Source organism: Polaromonas sp. P4_H1, from assembly GCF_056400945.1.
Window position 1 is genome coordinate 132,813 of the sequence record NZ_JBFUKG010000005.1, and the last position, 16,025, is coordinate 148,837.

Below are 16,025 nucleotides of genomic sequence, written 5' to 3' on the forward strand. Positions count from 1 at the left end.
AGCATGCAAAAAAGTTTTGACTCTATTGAGGCCATCAAGGCCTTTGTCGGTCAAACCGCTGTGAGCGGCGACGCGATCACGGTTGACCAGGACATGATCAACGTGTTCGCCGGTGTGACGCAGGACAAGCAATGGATACACACCGATCCCGAGCGCGCCGCGACCGAGTCCGTCTTCAAGACAACGATTGCCCACGGTCTGCTGACGCTGTCGCTGGTCACGGGCTGGTACCACCGCTGCTTTGCCTTTCCCAATCGCAAGATGGCCCTGAACTATGGCTTCGACAAAGTGCGTTTCACCGGCCCCGTGCCCAGCGGCTCGAAACTGGTGGGCCGCTTCCAGCTGGAACGGGTGGACGACATCAAACCGGATGAAGTGCGCTGCTTCTGGCATGTGGAAATCCATATTGAAGGCGCCGAGCGGCCCGTGATGGTCGCCACCTGGCTCATGCAAATCCGCTACTGAACAACTGGAGAACCCACACATGGCTGCCATAGAGATCAAACGGGTGGATGCGACGGCGGTTCTGACCATGAACCGGCCCGACCAGCGCAATGCACTGGACTTCGCGATGCGGGAAGACTTTGCCGCCGCGGTGGCGGAGGTGCGCGACGACGAGTCGGTGCGCGCGATTGTGCTCACGGGTGCCGGCGGTCACTTCTGCGCCGGCGGCGACATCAAGGCCATGGGCGAGCAGCAGGGGAAAAAACGCGACATCTTCGAAGGCCGCGAACGGATCCGGAAAATCCACCGCTGGTTTGACGAGCTGGTGGACCTCGAAAAACCCGTGATCGCCGCTGTCGATGGCGTGGCCTTTGGTGCCGGCTTGTCGCTGGCGCTGTGCGCCGACTTCGTGCTGGCCTCGCCGCGCGCCAAGTTTTGCAGCGTGTTTGCACGGCTCGGTTATATCCCGGATACGGGTGCGATGTACCTGCTGCCGCGCGCCATCGGCCTGTCACGCGCCAAGGACCTGGTCTTCACCGGCCGCGTGGTCGGCGTCCAGGAGGCCAAGGAGATGGGCCTGGTGCAGACCATTTGCGAGCAAGACCTGCTGCAGTCCGCGCTGGACTTTGCAGAACGTTTCCACAGTGCGCCGACCGGGGCGCTGGGTATCGCCAAGAGTGTGATGAACCACGCTTTCGAATCCGACCGAAAGACGGTTTATGCACAGGAATCCATGGCACAAGCCATGTGCCGCGAGAGCGACTTCCACGAAGAAGCCGTGCGCCGCTTCCTGGCCAAGGAAGCGCCTTTGTACCAATGGCCTGATGCCAAACCCTGATTTGATGGAGGAGACTATTCATGACTGAGATCCGACCCGAGCAGGAATTTTTTGACCACCTGGCGCAGGGAAAATTCATGCTCCAGCGTTCACGCAGCAGCGGCAAATGTTTCTTTTATCCCCGTGTGGCCGAACCCGTCACGGGCGCGCGCGACCTCGAATGGGTGGAGGCCTCGGGCCGCGGCACCGTCCATGCCACCACGGTGGTGCGTGTCAAGCCACCGCAACAGCCTTACAACGTGGTGCTGGTGGACCTGGAGGAAGGCCCGCGCGTGATGAGCCGTGTCGAAGGCATGGCGCCCGATGCGGTGTATATCGGCATGAAGGTGCAAGCCCGCATTGGGACACAGGATGAACGCCCTCTCCTGCTGTTCGAGGTGGCCACAGACACAGGAAACAACTGATGACACAAGACAAATTCCCGCGCGGCAAATCGGCCATCGTGGCCGCCGCCACCTATGGCATGGGCGAGTCCCCAGGGCGCAGCTCCATGGACCTCGCGGTTTCGGCCAGTTTGGGCACACTCGATCAGATCGGCCTCAAGCCCTCCGATGTCGACGGCCTGTTCATCGGCCTGCCCGATGATTTCCTGTCGGGCCTGACCTTCGCGGAATATCTGGGCATCCAGCCCCGGCTGACCGAAAACAACCGCACCGGCGGCTCGGCCTTCCTGACGCATGCCATGTGGGCGGCGCTGGCCATCGAGGCCGGGCAATGCGACGTGGCCCTGATTGCCTACGGCAGCAACCAGCGCACGGCGTCGGGCGGGCTGGTCAGCGCCATGCGGCCGTCGGCCTATGAAGCACCTTACAAACTTGGACGTCCGGTCGGTGCCTATGCGCTGGCGACCTCGCGCTACATGCACGAATATGGCTTGAAGCGCGAGCAACTCGGCGAGGTCGCCCTGGCTGCACGCCGCTGGGCCCAGCTCAATCCCGATGCATTCATGCGTGACCCGCTCACGATGGAAGATTACCTCAAGGCACGCATGGTGTCGGACCCCATCAGCGTGCGCGACTGCTGCCTGGTGACCGACGGCGCGGCAGCCGTGGTCATGGTGAGCGCGGAACGCGCCAAACACCTGGCCAGGCGGCCGGTTTATCTGCTGGGTGCCGCTGCGGCCACCGATCACCGCGACATCACCTCCATGCCCGACCTGACCACCACGGCGGCAGTCTCCTCCGGCGCGCGCGCCTTTGCCCAGGCCGGTGTCAAGCCTTCGGATATTGACGTGGTCGAGGTCTACGACGCCTTCACCATCAACACCATCCTGTTCCTCGAAGACCTCGGTTTTTGCAAGAAAGGCGAAGGCGGTGCTTTTGTGGAAAACGGTCGCATCGCCCCGGGCGGCGCCCTGCCCGTGAACACCAACGGCGGCGGGCTGTCCTGCGTACATCCCGGCATGTACGGACTGTTCACCATGGTCGAGGCCACGCAGCAACTGATGGGGCAAACGGGCGAGCGCCAGGTGAAAGATGCACAACTGGCCGTGGCCCATGGCAACGGCGGCGAACTGTCTAGCCAGGCCACGCTGATCCTCGGTACCGAAGAAACACTTTAAGAAAGAACAGCCATGAATGACGAATCCCTCTCGCTGAAAAACAAAAGCATCGTGGTGACCGGTGCCGCCCAGGGCATTGGGCGTGCCATCGCCGACCTGGCATTGAAGCTGGGCGCCACGGTTACAGCGGTGGACCTCAACGCCGGTGCGCTGGAGGCCTTCCGCGACGAAGCCGGCAAGGACCGCGTGTTGCCCATGGTCGGCAGTGTGGCCGATATTGAATTTGCACAACGCACCGTGGACGAAGCCGTCGCCAAGTTCGGCGCCGTGCATGGCCTGGTCAACAACGCCGGCATCACCCGGCCCGCAATGATTGAAAAGATGAAGGCCGAAGACTGGCAACAGGTCATCGATGTTCACCTGTCGGGTTCTTTCTACTTTCTGCAGGCGGCAGGTCGCCACATGCTGGCGCGTTCGCGCACTGGCGACAAGGCTGCGGGCTCCATCATCAACATCTCCTCCGATGCCGGTCGGCGCGGCACCATCGGCCAGATCAACTACGGCGCGGCCAAGGCCGGCCTGCTGGGCCTGACCATGTGCGCCGCGCGCGAGTGGGCCAAGTACAACGTGCGCGTGAACACGGTCGGCTTCGGCGTGGTGGAAACGCCGATGACCGAAACCATCCGCAGTGAGAAGTTTGCCGACACCTACCTAGCGCAAATCCCGCTGGGCCGCTGGGCCGAGCCGCTGGAAGTGGCTCGTCCGGTCTGTTTCCTGCTGTCGGATGCAGCGTCCTACATCACGGGCCAACATTTGTCGGCCAATGGTGGCTACACCATCGGCGTCTGATCCACGCAGGAGAATTCCTTGAGCAACCTGTTATCGGCGTTTCGGCTCGCCACACTCCCTGCCGCTACCCATGCATTTCGCGCCGAGGTGAAAGCATTTCTCGCGTCCAGTTTTGAGGCCACGCCGCCGGACATCCGGGCTCGCTCATGGCTGGGATTTGATGCCGCCTTCAGCAAGAAGCTGGCTGCACGCGGCTGGGTGGGGGTGACCCTGCCCGCCCCATACGGCGGAGCCAGCCTGGATGCCTACTCACGTTTCGTGCTCGTCGAAGAACTGCTGGCCGCCGGCGCACCGGTGTCCGCCCACTGGATCGCCGACCGCCAGAGCGGGCCCCTGATCCTCAAGTTCGGCACGGAAGCGCAGCGCCAGTTTTATCTGCCCAAAATCTGCTCTGCCCAAGCCTTCTTTTGCATCGGCATGAGTGAGCCCAACGCCGGCTCGGATCTGGCCAGCGTCGGCACCCGTGCCACCCGCTGTGAAGGCGGCTGGCGGTTGAATGGCCGCAAGATCTGGACAACCAATGCGCAGCACTGCCACTACATGATCGCCCTGGTGCGCTCGTCCGGCGAAGCGCAGGACAGGCAACAAGGCTTGTCTCAGTTTATTGTCGACCTGTCCTTGCCCGGTGTGACAGTGCGCCCCATCCATGATCTGGCTGGTGATGCCCATTTTTCCGAAGTCTTTTTTGACGACGTGCTGCTGGCCGACGATGCCTTGATCGGCCAGGAAGGCAGTGGCTGGGCCCAGGTCAATGCCGAACTGGCCTTCGAACGCAGCGGCCCGGAACGCATCTACTCCAGCATCGTTTTGCTGGAACACTGGATCAGTTGCCTGCGCCGCATGCCGGGCGCCGCTGTTCACGCCGCCACCATCGGGCGTTTCGCCACACACCTGACCACGCTGCGCAACATGTCCATCGCTGTCACCAGCAAACTGGTTAACGGCGAAAGCCCTATCGTGGAAGCGGCGCTGATCAAGGACATAGGCACGGAGTTCGAGCAAAGCATCCCGGCCATCCTGGAAGCCGCCATCGCCATGGACCCGGATGCGCCGGTCGACGCCGACCTGTACCGCACGGTGGCCTATGTGAGCCAGATTGCACCGACTTATTCGTTGCGCGGCGGCACGCGCGAGATCCTGCGCGGCATGATCGCGCGCGGTCTGGGCTTGCGCTAAGAAAGAAAACCATGTTTGCAGAAGCCATTGAAGACATTCTCAAAAACCAGTGCACGCCGGCCGCCGTGCGGGCGATCGAAGCCGGAGGCTCAGTCGCCGCATTGTGGGACGCCGTCGCGGACGCGGGATTTCTGGAGCTGCTGGCGGCTGAGGCCGATGGCGGCGCCGACCTGTCCCTGGCCGAGCTGTTTCCGATCCTGAGCTGTTTGGGGCGTTACACGGTCCCGGTGCCGCTAGCGCAAACGATTGTGGCCCGTGCGCTGCTTGACGCCCAGTTACCGGTACCCGCCGGCATGATCACGCTGGCCGCGACCTTTCGCCGCGAAGCGGACGGCACTGTCAGCTGTCCATTGACACCTTTTGGCATGCTGGCCGACTTCGTTCTCGCCAGCGACTGCGATACCCTGTTGCTGCTGCCTTGCGCGGCGGCTCAGCGCCAAGGCACGGGGGTCCAGCACCATCTCACGGCGACGCTCACCTGGCCCGATGCCGGCAGCGCGATCTGCGCGCCACGCGGGGGCAAAATGCTGGCTGCCTTCGGGGCCGCGCTGCATGCCGCCTTGCTCAGCGGTGCGATGAACCGCGTGTTCGACATGACGCTGCAGTACTGCAACGACCGCGTTCAGTTTGGAAAATCACTCGGCAAATTTCAGGCGGTACAACACCAGTTGAGCGTGATGGCCGAACACACGGCGGCTGCATCGATAGCGGCGGAAGCCGCCTTTCAGGGCGCCGACAAAACGCCCTCCCTGCTGGCCAGCGCCATGGCCAAGTCACGTACCAGCGAAGCGGCCGTGCTGGTCGCCGCTACCGCCCACGCCTTGCATGGTGCCATCGGGGTGACGGAGGAATACGACCTCCAACTGCTGACCCGTCGCCTGCACGAGTGGCGCATGGCCCACGGATCGGAGGCTTACTGGAACACGCTGGTCGGCCAACATGTGCTCGCCAGCGATTTGTCGCTTTCAGACTTCGTCCGTACGATTTAAATTTCTATCCCCAAGAGACAAAATGAACTTCCAAAAAATCAAATCCCGGATGGTGCCGGCGCTGGCCGTCTTGTGCAGCGCCGCATGCCTGCTGCCCGCCGGGCAGGCCTGGGCGCAGGAGTTCCCATCCAGGCCCATCAAATTCATTGTTCCCTTCCCCCCGGCAGCGGCACCGATACCTCGGCACGCTACTTCGGGAAAAAGCTCGGTGAACTGACCGGTCAGCCCGTGGTGGTGGAAAACCGCCCGGGTGCCAACGGCTTTATTGCAGCCAAGGCCTTGCTCACCGCGCCCGCCGACGGCTACACCGTTTTTGTCGGCAGCAATTCGTCGCTGGCCGTCAACGTGGCCCTGTTCAAGAAGCTGCCCTACGACCCGCAAACCGACCTGGCGCCCTTGACCATGATGATGCGCGCGCCCACCGTGCTCGTGGTGCCACCCAATTCCCCGTATAAAACGCTGGCAGAGCTGATCAGCGCGGCCAAGGCGCAGCCCGGCAAGCTCAACTACGCGGCGGGTTCCGCTGGCTACCAGTTGATGTCGGAAGCGCTAAACGACAGCGCGCACCTGGACATCCGCAACGTCCCGTTCAAAGGCGCCTCCGAAGCCTTGATCGCCATCGCCTCGGGCAGCGTGGACATGGCGTTTTCCGACATCACCGCCGCATATGAGCTGGTCAAGGGCGGCAAGCTGCGTGCACTGGCCGTCGCCTCGGACCGCCGCTCACCCACTCTTCCTTCCGTACCTTATTTTGGCGAGGCCGGCGTGCCGGGCTTCACCGCCTATGTCTGGGTAGGCGCCATGGTGTCCGCCAAAACACCGAAAGCCGAAACCGACAAGCTTGCAGCCCTGCTGACACAAATCGAACGCCTGCCGGAAACCAAGGAGTTTTATGAACGCCTGGGTGCGGAGGTCATGAACGGTGGTGCGGATGAAATGCGGAAATTCCAGGCCGCCGAAATCGCGCTGTGGAAACGTATTGCGATCAAGGCCAAGGTCGAGCAGGAGTAAGTCGAACAAGAAGCGCCGCTGCGGCACAAAGTCCGCAGCGCCTCAAAAAATCACTCAGCGTTTCCGGCTTCGACCCAGCAGGTTCATGCTGCCGGAATCCTTGAAAGCCTGCTCGATTTCGCCCGCTGTCTTGATCAGCAGCGGCGCGATCGTTTCGGTGATGTGTTTGGCCGTTAGCTGTTTGGCCGAGCCGCCGCAGGTCAAGACCATGGTGCGGCCAAAGTCCTTCAGGTAAAGCGGAACCGCGACACCGGTAACGCCTTCGCGCCATTCATGGATAGACGTGCAATAACCCTGTTCGCGGTATTCTTCCATCGCTTTGGCGGTCGCCAAACTCAGCTCTTGTGCATCACGCTTCTTGCTTTTGGTTAGGTACTGAATGATTTTCTTCTGCTCCGAGGCGCTGCAAGAGGCCAGGTAGGCCCGGCCCATGGCCGTGGTGTCCAAGGCCATATGTGAACCAACCTCCAGCGGCTGGGCCAGTGTGTTGCGGCCCATCACCGCTTCGACAATCAACATGCTGTAGTCCTCACAGGCCGCCAGCGCCACCAGGCTGTTGGCGCGTTCCGCCAGTTCGGTCATATGCGGAAGAATCAGCGGGCGCATCGCCATACCACCCAACATGGCATAACTCAGCGACAAAACTTTCGCGCCCAAGCGATAAGCCGCATGGCGGCTGTCGTATTCGAGATAACCCAGCTTGACGAGTGTATGGGTCAGGCGCGACACCGAGGAGCGCGGCAGCTCGCTGTACTCCGCGAGCTGGCCATTGGTCAGCAGCGGCCGGCTGACCCGGAAGCAGGCAAGGATCAGCAACCCGCGTGACAGCGCGTTGACAAGTTGACGATCAGGAGAGCTTACAGGTGCCGAGTCATTCATATCTCAGCGACGGTGATCGCTAAATGATTTTTTTCTCGCGCAAGGTTAGCAGAGTTTCCGGGGGCAATCCCAGCAGCGCACCCAACACTTCGTCGGTGTGTTGCCCCAATCGCGGCGGGGCCATGTCTGTACGAACCGGCGTTGCGGACAGGCGGATCGGGCTGGTGACCGTCGACACCACATGCCCGTCCGGATGGGCGATATCGGTTTTCAGTTGCCGGGCCTGAACCTGAGGATCAGCAAACACTTGCGAGTAGTCATTGATCGGGGCGCAGGACACACCATGCTCTTCCAGCAAGACCAGCAATTCATCCCGCTTCCAGCGCGCCAGCGCCTGGGCGACCTGGGGAATCAGCCGCTCACGATGGATCAGACGCTGCGGTGTGGTCAGGAAGGACTCATCGCGCCCCAGCTCTGGCAGATTCATCGCACGGCAGAATTTTTGCCACTGACCATCGTTGGCAATCGCCAGAATGATCTGCCCGTCGCTGGCTGCAAACACGCCATAAGGAACGGCATTGGCATGGGCGTTTCCATAACGCTGAGGCACCTTGCCGGTGGCGAAAAAACCCGCGATCTGGTTCGACCCGAAGGCGACGATGCAATCGAGCAGCGCCGTATCGATGTATTGGCCAACACCGGTTTCAGCCCTGTGCACCAGCGCCCCCAGGACGGCAACCGTGGCGTACATGCCGGTGGTGATGTCCGCGACGGCAATACCGACCTTCTGCGGCCCAGCGCCCGGCAATTCGTCTTTCTCGCCGGTGATGCTCATCAGGCCACCCATGCCTTGAAAAACAAAGTCGTAGCCGGGGCGATGGGAATACGGGCCGTCCTGACCAAAGCCGGTAACGGAGCAATAAATAAGGGCGGGATTCACCTTTTTCAGGCTCTCGTAATCTAGGCCGTAACGCTTCAAATCACCGACCTTGTAATTTTCAACCACCACGTCGCAGCTCTCGGCCAGGGTGCGAATGATTTGCTGGCCGGTATCTGTCGCGATGTCGACGGTGATGGATTTTTTTCCGCGGTTGGCCGAGGAAAAATAGGTGGAGTCCGGCAGATTACCGCCTTGGCCATCCGCCAGCCAGGGCGGTCCCCAGGTCCGCGTATCGTCACCCACTCCGGGGCGTTCAACCTTGATCACCTCGGCGCCGAGATCCGCCAGATTTTGCGTACACCACGGTCCCGCCAGGATACGGGTCAGGTCGAGGACACGAATATGAGAAAGAGCACCTTGCATGGTCGGCTTCGTTAAAAGTTGAGGAAATGGAACGACTCATTGTGCGCATGCACCACCTTAAAAATCAACGCCCCATTCCGCTGTGCGGAACGCTGCTTGCGCTTTCAGGCAGCGTGCCTAGACTGGCTCCCAACCGGTTTTTGGCCTCAGGCCGTAAACCCGATTCCACCACACTGACCCTGGAAAAGGACAATGACTGTGACATCTGCATTTAGTACACCCAAGGCGCCTGCGCTCGACAAGGCGGGCGCTGTTCCTGCTGAAACACTGGTCGCCCCGGACTGCCGCGGCCTGAACTTCCATACGATAGATCCGGCTTTTTCCGACCTGCTGGCCTTGCGCTTGCCGTCCGAGGTGCTGGACTTCATCACCCCCCACCTTCACAAACTGGGACAAGTCGCTGGCAGCCGCCTGGACGAGCTGGCCATGGCCGCCGACAAGAACAAACCCGTACTCCGCACCCGTACCCGCTTTGGCGCCGACGAGGACTGGATTGACTACCACCCGTCTTACCGCGAGATGGAAAAAATCGGTTACACCGATTTCGGCATCCATGCCATGTCACGCGCCAAAGGGGTGCTGGGCTGGCCGACACGTTACCTGCCACTGGCGAAATACGCCTTCCAGTATTTGTTCGTGCAGGCCGAGTTTGGCCTGATGTGCCCAATCAGCGTGACCGACAGTTCGACCTTCCTGATCGAGCGTTATGGCGACGAGGCGCTCAAGGCGCGTTTCCTGCCGGGCATGACCAGCACCGACCCCAGCAAGATCCTCAAGGGCACCCAGTTCATGACGGAGCGCACCGGCGGCTCGGACATCGGCACCAACCGCCTGCAGGCGGCGCATGACGGCCAGCACTGGCGCCTGACTGGCGACAAGTGGTTTTGCTCGGCGGTTGATGCCGACGTGGCGCTGGTACTGGCCAGACCGGCGGACGGACCGGACGGCACCAAGGGACTTGCGCTGTTTGCCGTGCCGCGCCGCCTCGACGACGGTAGCCGCAACACTTACCGCATTGCGCGCCTAAAAGACAAGATGGGCACGCGCTCCATGCCCAGCGGAGAAGTGCTGTTTGAGGGCGCCGTGGCCTACCTGGTCGGCGATATCCACCAGGGCCTCAAACAAATGCTGGACCAGGTAAACTTGTCGCGCTTGTCGCACGGCGTACGTGCCGCGGCCATGATGCGCCGCTGCTGGAACGAGGCCATGGTGGTGTCCAACTACCGCATTGCCTTTCGCCGCCGCCTCATCGACCACCCCCTGCATCGCCGCCAGCTGATGAAGCTGCTGCTGCCCACGGAACAAGCACTGTCCATGTTTGTGCATGCGGCCGACGTCATGCAACGCGCCGACAGCGGTGACCTGCGCGCGCAACTGGAGCTTCGTATTCTCACGCCGCTGTTCAAGTTCCGCGCCTGCCGGGACAACGTGAAAGTGGCAACCGGCGCGATGGAGGTTCGCGGCGGAAACGGTTACATCGAAGATTTCGTCAATGAGCGCCTGATTCGCGACTCGCATATCGGCGTGTTGTGGGAAGGCACGAGCAATATCAACGCACTCGACGCGGTGCAACGCGCCGCCGGCAAGGAAGGTGCCCACAATGCCCTGGCGGAGTCGATGGCCGACTGGCTGCGGCTGTCGCCCGGCATCCCGGCACCGCTGTTGAAACTCCTCAGCACCGCCATCGAAGAGGCGCGGGTTTTGATGGACCAGAGCGCAGCAACACTGGAAGGCGAAGTGGACAGCCGCGAGGCCGCATCCCGCATGTACCACGCCGTCACCGCCGCCATGCTGGCGGGCGAAGGCGCCCGTGTCGGCCAGCAGGGCGGCGACGCACGCCGCCTGTTGATCAGCCGGCAAGTCTTGCTTCACCGCCTGCAAAGTGGTGAAAAGGATGTCCAGCGCGAAAGTCAAATCGAGATGCTGCTGCTGCAATCCGATCCCGTGCCGCTGGCACTGGCCCAGTCCCTGGTTAGCTGAGCGCCGCGCAAGCGGCACATGACGACAACAATCCCTCATGGAGACACTGATGACACCTCTGACATTTCGCAAGATTCGCAGATTTTTGTGCGTGACAATCCTGGCGGCACTCGCGCTGCCATTCGCCAACGCACAGGTCGACACCTACCCCAACCGGGTGATCCGGCTGGTCGTGCCTTATGCCAGCGGTGGCCCGACCGACCTGCTGGCGCGCTCGCTGGGCCAGCGCATGCAGGAGAGCCTGGGCCAGCCTGTCATCATTGAAAACAAGCCGGGCGCGGGCAGCATTCTGGGTGTGGACTATGTCGCCAAGTCGCCGGCCGACGGCTACACCTTGTTGTTTACCGCCAGCGCGGCCCTGGTAATCAACCCCTCCTTGAACAGCAACCTGCCCTACCGGGCCAAGGACTTTACGCCCGTCTCAAGTGCTGGCTCTTACGCGATGTTTCTGGCCGTCAACCCCAAGCTGCCTTTCAATTCCGTCGGCGACCTGATTGCCTATGCAAAACGCAACCCCGGCAAACTCTCCTTTGGTTCGGCCGGCAACGGCACCTCCAACCATTTGGCTGGCGAGCTGCTGAAGAAAATGGCGGGTATTGACCTCATGCATGTTCCCTACAAAGGGAATGCGGCGGCCATGACCGATGTGATGGGCGGAAACATTTCGATGATGTTCGACCTCCCGGCCACCACGCTGCCCCACGCGCGCGCCGGTAATATCAAACTGCTGGGCACTACCGGCCAGGACAAGAGTCCCCTGGCTCCCCAGGTCCCCCCCATTGCGAGCAGCGGTGTGCCTGGTTACGACGTCACCTCCTGGTTCGGCGTCCTGGCACCTGCAAAAACGCCGCCCGAAATTGTCCAAAAGCTCAGCAGCCTGATCGTCACGATCCTGAAGGATCCCGCCATCAGCGCCAAGCTGGCCGGCCAGGGTTACGAAGTTTTCGGCAGCACACCCAAAAAACTGGCGGACATGATGGCAGCAGACACAAAACTCTGGGCCGACCTGATCCGTGAGGCCAACATAAAGTTGGACTAGTGGACTGTAACGATTGAATCGGGAGTAATGCGCCGAGACAGGTCGCAGTACTTCCACTTCACGGGTTTAGGCTGTTTGTTGTAGTGGCGTATGTATCGCATGAGTTTTCGCTTCAGATCAGGCAAGGACGTGAACACGCCACGGGAGATGACATCGCGCTCGATCTTGGCAAACCACAACTCGACCTGGTTGAGCCAGGACGAATAGGTCGGGGTGAAGTGCATGTGAACGTTGCTGTGAGTAGCCAGGAACTCGTCAACATGCTTTGTCTTGTGGGCCGAGAGGTTGTCGGCGATGACATGAATCTCTTTGCCCGTGGGTTGGTTGGCCACGATGTCGGTGAGAAACGCCACGAACTCAGCCGAGGTATGCCTCGCAGCCGTCTTGCCCAGCACTTCGCCGGTCTTGGTGTTGAAGGCGGCGTACAGCGAGAGCGTGCCGTGCCGGAAATACTCAAAGCCGTGTCGCTCGGCGCGCCCTGGCGACAGCGGCAGCACCGGGTCCAGGCGATCCAGCGCCTGAATCGCGGTCTTCTCATCGACACTGAACACCACGGCGTTCTGCGGCGGGTTCAGATACAGCCCGATGACATCGGCCGCCTTGCTCTCAAAGTCCGGATCGTTCGAGGTGAGGTAGCCTTCCAGCAAGTGCGGCTTGATGCCGTGCTTGGCCCAGATCCGGGCCACCGTCATGTGCGAGATATCGCCGCCCAGTTCAGCTGCCAGTTTGCGCGAGGACCAGTGTGTGGAGCCGTCGGCTGGCTTGTGTTTGGTGGTTCGCGCCAACACTCGAGCTTCCAGGCGATCAGTCACCTTGTAGCGTTCGCGCCCGGCGTGGCGAGCGAACAGGCCGGCCAAGCGCTCACTCTCAAAGCGTTTGCTCCACCGATCAATATAGCTGTCGCTGCAGTCCAGCTTGGCGCGAATCTCAGCCCAGGTGAGCCCCTCGGCCAGCAGCAGAATCAAGCGGGCATGGCGCGCCGAATCGGCTCGGGCGTTCCTCGCTGCAGCTTGCTGTTGAAGTTCCATGCGTTCGCTCTTGGTCAGTTTCATCGCAACCTCCATGGGTGCAATGATACTTCCGTTTTAAACGTTACAGTCCACTAGGTGGAATGGCATTTACTTTGGCTCCCAATCATGACCGTGCCTCTAGGCCTGTCGGCGGGCCTGGGCGCGCGATACCTTCAACCAGGGGTAGGGTTTGGGCCGTCGTTTTCGCATCCGTGGCTCGATGCGTCCGGGCCGATGGCCGACCCTGCATTGGGCGATCAACGTGAACAGCCGCTGGCAATGCGTCGTGGCGGACAGTCCTCGCGCCACCCACTCCGTCCAAAGCTGCACCGTGTGCTTGAAGCTCAGGCTGCGCGGGTCCACGCCGGCATTGCAGGCGGCCTGCGCCATGATCAGTCGGATCACGTTGTAAGCCAGCAAATGGACCCACAGCTGCTTTTCATTCATCTGCGGCGTCTGGCAGCTCAGCACGTCCATGCCCGTGGTGGTCTTGAGGTTACGCAGGTCGAGTTCGACGCTCCAGAGACGCGCGTACAACGCCGAGAGATCAGCCTTGCCGACCTGTCGATGATCCAACAGTGTGGTGACCAACACCTGGTGGGCGACCTTGACCTCACGCAGCGTGATCTCATCGGGGGCGTGCGCGTACTGCTCGGGCGTCATCCACTCGGGACGGGCCGCCGGCTTGGGCCAGCGCACGATGTGGTCGCGCGTGCCCATGCGCGATGTCATGCATTACTCGGGGAACACGTTAACGGTTGCTGGCCTCCTGGACCTGCCTCTGGTGCAAATGTAGCTGAGCAAATCGCAGCAGTGCCGTGGGCGGTGCTGTCTGCCTGCAATCACCTGACTCGAAAAGGGTTGACATCGGCCGCGACCGGACGTGAATGCGGTCAGTTCAAGAGTAAAGCAAAAGCTTGTTAGGACGGACCATAAGGCGAACATAAAATTTATCGAGGCCAGAATACCCGCACAAGTATGTCCTTGTAGGTAAACGTCTGCATGGGTTACCGGTAAGCCGACACCGACGACCGGCAGCAACCGCTGCAGTCCCGTCGTTCGAATCCCAATCATCAGTGACCGCAAAGGGCCCTTTGCTGGCGGCCATGAATGACTGCTGACTGGCAAGCCAAATTTTGAAATTGAGTTTTCAGAGAGCTGCCGTTGACCAGTAAGCTGTTAGCCACAGCCACGCGAGATTGACATCCAGATCGGTCGCTGATCAGTGTTTCAACCAGTCTTGATTCTCGGCAAGCAGTGCCTTGTTCTTGCGCGCAACGTACTCGCTGAAAAAAATCCCCGCAACGATCACTGCGCCAAGTGCGATTTGGACTATGGTGATCGTTTCCATGATGTTTCCTGTATTTATTGTGCTTCTTAATGGTGCAGATCCATAAAGGCGTTCACCCCTATGGATTGCTTGCTTACTTTAAGCAAAACCTGCGTCTATTTCAAGCTCCGCAACGAGTGCTTTCACTATCTTTTCGGCAAGTAATGGCGCGAAGAACACAAGGACTCACCGAGTGATAGCTAGCGGCCTGGGTCACACTGTCATCAGGTTGTTTCGGGACTTGCACTGCCGCCACGTCGCCCGAGGCATTCTGTGCGAAAGCCGCCGGTATGACTGCACTGGCAAGAAGGCCCACCGCCGAATGGGCGAGCACCCTTGAGACCCCAAATTTCAGCACGCAGCCCCCAAAACCATCGCTACACCTCTCTGCACATCGGCAGCGCCAACTTCAATGAAATCATCGTTCGACTGAGAGATCGCACGGTTAGGATTTGAAGCCATTATTCTGCGTGAGCAAGCGAACAGGGGCGGAACGATCATTGAAAAGATAGAGGCCAATGGGGATGTTGGTTTCGCAATTGTCTTGCTGACTCCCGACGACGTAGGGGGCAAGCTGAATGAGGAACAAAGACCTCGTGCACGTCAAAACGTGCTTCTGGAATTGGGCTATTTCATCGGCCGACTAGGACGGCAAAATGTGTGCACCCTTGCCAGGGCAGACTTAGAAATTCCTACCGATTTCGCTGGAGTGGTCTGGGAACAATTGGACGATGCCGGCGCATGGAAACGTTCCCTTGCAAGGGAGCTAGATGCAGCTGGTTTTGAGATCGACTGGAACAAGGTGATGAGGTAGCTTCGCGTTCACTGAGGACATTCCCTGCAAGTGATGACACGACTGAACATGCGCGGCGTCTCATTGGGGTCATGTCCCCCTTTGATTTCCCGCAAAAACTGCGGGCTGTTGTACGGCGGGTAGGCCTTCGTAGTGAGAAGGTCGGGTGTTCGATTCATCTCTCCGGCACCAAATGAAAAGGGGATAGGCTTTCGGGCCTATCCCCTTTTTCACGTAGTCAGTATGTAACCGCTGGCTAGTTATTAGCCCATGCGGCTTTTCTCGCAAGCTTGACGCGCACAATTTACCCTTACGCCGACTCGGACCATCTCTAAATGCTGGTCAAATTTTTCGACTCCATAGTCGCGTTTAACGTGAGCTCAGGAAGCACCACATTTCCGTTGGCATGCCCCATCGTATTGAATTCAGGGCCTACATCAATGCTAATGATTACCTGCTTGATGTCCTCGATTCTGTTGTCGCAAAAGACAAATGGAACAAGATCATCAGTCAACCTTGATTCTGTCAAATTAAGCACATATTGGTCATCCCTTTGGTTCCAATCGGCGCGAATTTCACGACCGAGAAAGCAAAAGAGATGAGTGACCTCCCGGTCGCCGGTTTCGATAAAAAGGAAAAGCACGAATCCGTCACTTACATACTTTGTCGGGAGCGTCACACTCGATGTTCGAGACCTTCCGAGGGATCTGCCTTTGCATTGAATTCGACAAAATTTGGCATTGTCTTTCACGTCCAAGAGAGCAAGCAAATCGGCTCCATCCTGATCAAACTTTGGCTTCGCCACCAAGATATTTGCTCGCTGAAGCTTATGCGCGATGAGATCTTCGGCGGTGTACTCCATAACAGTTGTGTCGTTTGTCATTTACGCTCCAGTTTTCTAAAAATACGGTTGTGAGAAGCTTCAAAATTTGGCGGATTATTC

At 60.0% G+C, this 16,025-nt stretch carries 15 protein-coding genes and 2 pseudogenes; 11 read left to right on the top strand and 6 right to left on the bottom strand.

The genetic code is table 11. From position 1 onward, the window contains the following. The first annotated feature begins 3 nt into the window (after window positions 1-3). The 8 genes and pseudogenes from AC1DS5_RS08975 (at window position 4) to AC1DS5_RS09010 (ending at window position 6,808) form a co-directional block, all read left to right on the top strand. Window positions 4-465 (top strand): MaoC family dehydratase, encoded by a 462-nt coding sequence (locus tag AC1DS5_RS08975; RefSeq protein ID WP_477717900.1) that lies wholly within the window; start codon window positions 4-6, stop codon window positions 463-465. A 19-nt stretch (window positions 466-484) separates the two neighbouring features. Beyond that, a complete protein-coding gene (locus AC1DS5_RS08980) occupies window positions 485-1,282 on the top strand; it encodes an enoyl-CoA hydratase/isomerase family protein (protein ID WP_477717901.1) in 798 nt (265 codons plus the stop codon). A gap of 20 nt (window positions 1,283-1,302) precedes the next feature. Continuing rightward, window positions 1,303-1,686: a Zn-ribbon domain-containing OB-fold protein gene (locus tag AC1DS5_RS08985; RefSeq protein ID WP_477717902.1), complete on the top strand. Its 384-nt coding sequence runs from the start codon at window positions 1,303-1,305 to the stop codon at window positions 1,684-1,686. Next, window positions 1,686-2,843: a thiolase gene (locus AC1DS5_RS08990; protein ID WP_477717903.1), complete on the top strand. Its 1,158-nt coding sequence runs from the start codon at window positions 1,686-1,688 to the stop codon at window positions 2,841-2,843. Before AC1DS5_RS08985 ends, AC1DS5_RS08990 begins: the two co-directional genes overlap by 1 nt. Window positions 2,844-2,855: 12 nt before the next feature. After that, window positions 2,856-3,632 (top strand): SDR family NAD(P)-dependent oxidoreductase, encoded by a 777-nt coding sequence (locus AC1DS5_RS08995; RefSeq protein ID WP_477717904.1) that lies wholly within the window; start codon window positions 2,856-2,858, stop codon window positions 3,630-3,632. A gap of 18 nt (window positions 3,633-3,650) precedes the next feature. Next, window positions 3,651-4,808: an acyl-CoA dehydrogenase family protein gene (locus AC1DS5_RS09000; protein WP_477717905.1), complete on the top strand. Its 1,158-nt coding sequence runs from the start codon at window positions 3,651-3,653 to the stop codon at window positions 4,806-4,808. An 11-nt stretch (window positions 4,809-4,819) separates the two neighbouring features. After that, window positions 4,820-5,797 carry an acyl-CoA dehydrogenase family protein gene (locus tag AC1DS5_RS09005; RefSeq protein ID WP_477717906.1) on the top strand — a complete coding sequence of 326 codons (978 nt, stop codon included), beginning with the start codon at window positions 4,820-4,822 and terminating at the stop codon, window positions 5,795-5,797. A 49-nt stretch (window positions 5,798-5,846) separates the two neighbouring features. Then, window positions 5,847-6,808, top strand: a pseudogene (locus tag AC1DS5_RS09010) (Bug family tripartite tricarboxylate transporter substrate binding protein). Window positions 6,809-6,862: 54 nt separating this feature from the next. On the opposite strand, the gene AC1DS5_RS09015 reads toward AC1DS5_RS09010, so the two are convergent. Both AC1DS5_RS09015 and AC1DS5_RS09020 read right to left on the bottom strand, forming a co-directional pair. After that, a complete protein-coding gene (locus AC1DS5_RS09015) occupies window positions 6,863-7,687 on the bottom strand; it encodes an IclR family transcriptional regulator (RefSeq protein ID WP_477717907.1) in 825 nt (274 codons plus the stop codon). A gap of 19 nt (window positions 7,688-7,706) precedes the next feature. After that, a complete protein-coding gene (locus AC1DS5_RS09020; RefSeq protein WP_477717908.1) occupies window positions 7,707-8,930 on the bottom strand; it encodes a CaiB/BaiF CoA transferase family protein in 1,224 nt (407 codons plus the stop codon). Window positions 8,931-9,122: 192 nt separating this feature from the next. Between AC1DS5_RS09020 and AC1DS5_RS09025 the strand changes: the two genes are divergently transcribed. Both AC1DS5_RS09025 and AC1DS5_RS09030 read left to right on the top strand, forming a co-directional pair. Further along, window positions 9,123-10,910, top strand: a complete 1,788-nt coding sequence (locus tag AC1DS5_RS09025; protein WP_477717909.1) for an acyl-CoA dehydrogenase family protein — start codon at window positions 9,123-9,125, stop codon at window positions 10,908-10,910. Between the two features lie 49 nt (window positions 10,911-10,959). Further along, complete coding sequence (locus AC1DS5_RS09030) at window positions 10,960-11,949, top strand: Bug family tripartite tricarboxylate transporter substrate binding protein (RefSeq protein WP_477717910.1); 990 nt, start codon at window positions 10,960-10,962, stop codon at window positions 11,947-11,949. Here the strand turns inward: AC1DS5_RS09030 and AC1DS5_RS09035 are convergent. From AC1DS5_RS09035 to AC1DS5_RS09045, 3 genes and pseudogenes are all read right to left on the bottom strand, one after another. After that, the gene (locus AC1DS5_RS09035) at window positions 11,946-13,001 is read right to left on the bottom strand and encodes an IS630 family transposase (protein ID WP_477717911.1); all 1,056 of its coding nucleotides are present in this window, start codon (window positions 12,999-13,001) and stop codon (window positions 11,946-11,948) included. The two genes, AC1DS5_RS09030 and AC1DS5_RS09035, sit on opposite strands and share 4 nt — an antisense overlap. 96 nt (window positions 13,002-13,097) lie before the next feature. Beyond that, window positions 13,098-13,679, bottom strand: a pseudogene (locus AC1DS5_RS09040) (transposase); the annotation flags it as partial. A gap of 502 nt (window positions 13,680-14,181) precedes the next feature. Then, window positions 14,182-14,310, bottom strand: a complete 129-nt coding sequence (locus AC1DS5_RS09045; protein ID WP_477717912.1) for a hypothetical protein — start codon at window positions 14,308-14,310, stop codon at window positions 14,182-14,184. Between the two features lie 478 nt (window positions 14,311-14,788). Between AC1DS5_RS09045 and AC1DS5_RS09050 the strand changes: the two genes are divergently transcribed. Next, a complete protein-coding gene (locus AC1DS5_RS09050) occupies window positions 14,789-15,103 on the top strand; it encodes a TIR domain-containing protein (RefSeq protein WP_477718006.1) in 315 nt (104 codons plus the stop codon). A gap of 310 nt (window positions 15,104-15,413) precedes the next feature. Here the strand turns inward: AC1DS5_RS09050 and AC1DS5_RS09055 are convergent, their stop codons facing one another. Continuing rightward, the gene (locus AC1DS5_RS09055; RefSeq protein ID WP_477717913.1) at window positions 15,414-15,965 is read right to left on the bottom strand and encodes a hypothetical protein; all 552 of its coding nucleotides are present in this window, start codon (window positions 15,963-15,965) and stop codon (window positions 15,414-15,416) included. Window positions 15,966-16,025 lie beyond the last annotated feature (60 nt).

Bases quoted from the DNA above. Each gene is read 5' to 3' on its own strand.
- AC1DS5_RS09055 (WP_477717913.1), bottom strand. From the start codon at position 15,965: ATGACAAACGACACAACTGTTATGGAGTACACCGCCGAAGATCTCATC.
- AC1DS5_RS09035 (WP_477717911.1), bottom strand. From the start codon at position 13,001: ATGAAACTGACCAAGAGCGAACGCATGGAACTTCAACAGCAAGCTGCA.
- AC1DS5_RS08990 (WP_477717903.1), top strand. From the start codon at position 1,686: ATGACACAAGACAAATTCCCGCGCGGCAAATCGGCCATCGTGGCCGCC.
- AC1DS5_RS09015 (WP_477717907.1), bottom strand. From the start codon at position 7,687: ATGAATGACTCGGCACCTGTAAGCTCTCCTGATCGTCAACTTGTCAAC.
- AC1DS5_RS08985 (WP_477717902.1), top strand. From the start codon at position 1,303: ATGACTGAGATCCGACCCGAGCAGGAATTTTTTGACCACCTGGCGCAG.
- AC1DS5_RS09045 (WP_477717912.1), bottom strand. From the start codon at position 14,310: ATGGAAACGATCACCATAGTCCAAATCGCACTTGGCGCAGTGATCGTT.
- AC1DS5_RS09020 (WP_477717908.1), bottom strand. From the start codon at position 8,930: ATGCAAGGTGCTCTTTCTCATATTCGTGTCCTCGACCTGACCCGTATC.
- AC1DS5_RS09025 (WP_477717909.1), top strand. From the start codon at position 9,123: ATGACTGTGACATCTGCATTTAGTACACCCAAGGCGCCTGCGCTCGAC.
- AC1DS5_RS09030 (WP_477717910.1), top strand. From the start codon at position 10,960: ATGACACCTCTGACATTTCGCAAGATTCGCAGATTTTTGTGCGTGACA.
- AC1DS5_RS08975 (WP_477717900.1), top strand. From the start codon at position 4: ATGCAAAAAAGTTTTGACTCTATTGAGGCCATCAAGGCCTTTGTCGGT.
- AC1DS5_RS08980 (WP_477717901.1), top strand. From the start codon at position 485: ATGGCTGCCATAGAGATCAAACGGGTGGATGCGACGGCGGTTCTGACC.
- AC1DS5_RS09005 (WP_477717906.1), top strand. From the start codon at position 4,820: ATGTTTGCAGAAGCCATTGAAGACATTCTCAAAAACCAGTGCACGCCG.
- AC1DS5_RS08995 (WP_477717904.1), top strand. From the start codon at position 2,856: ATGAATGACGAATCCCTCTCGCTGAAAAACAAAAGCATCGTGGTGACC.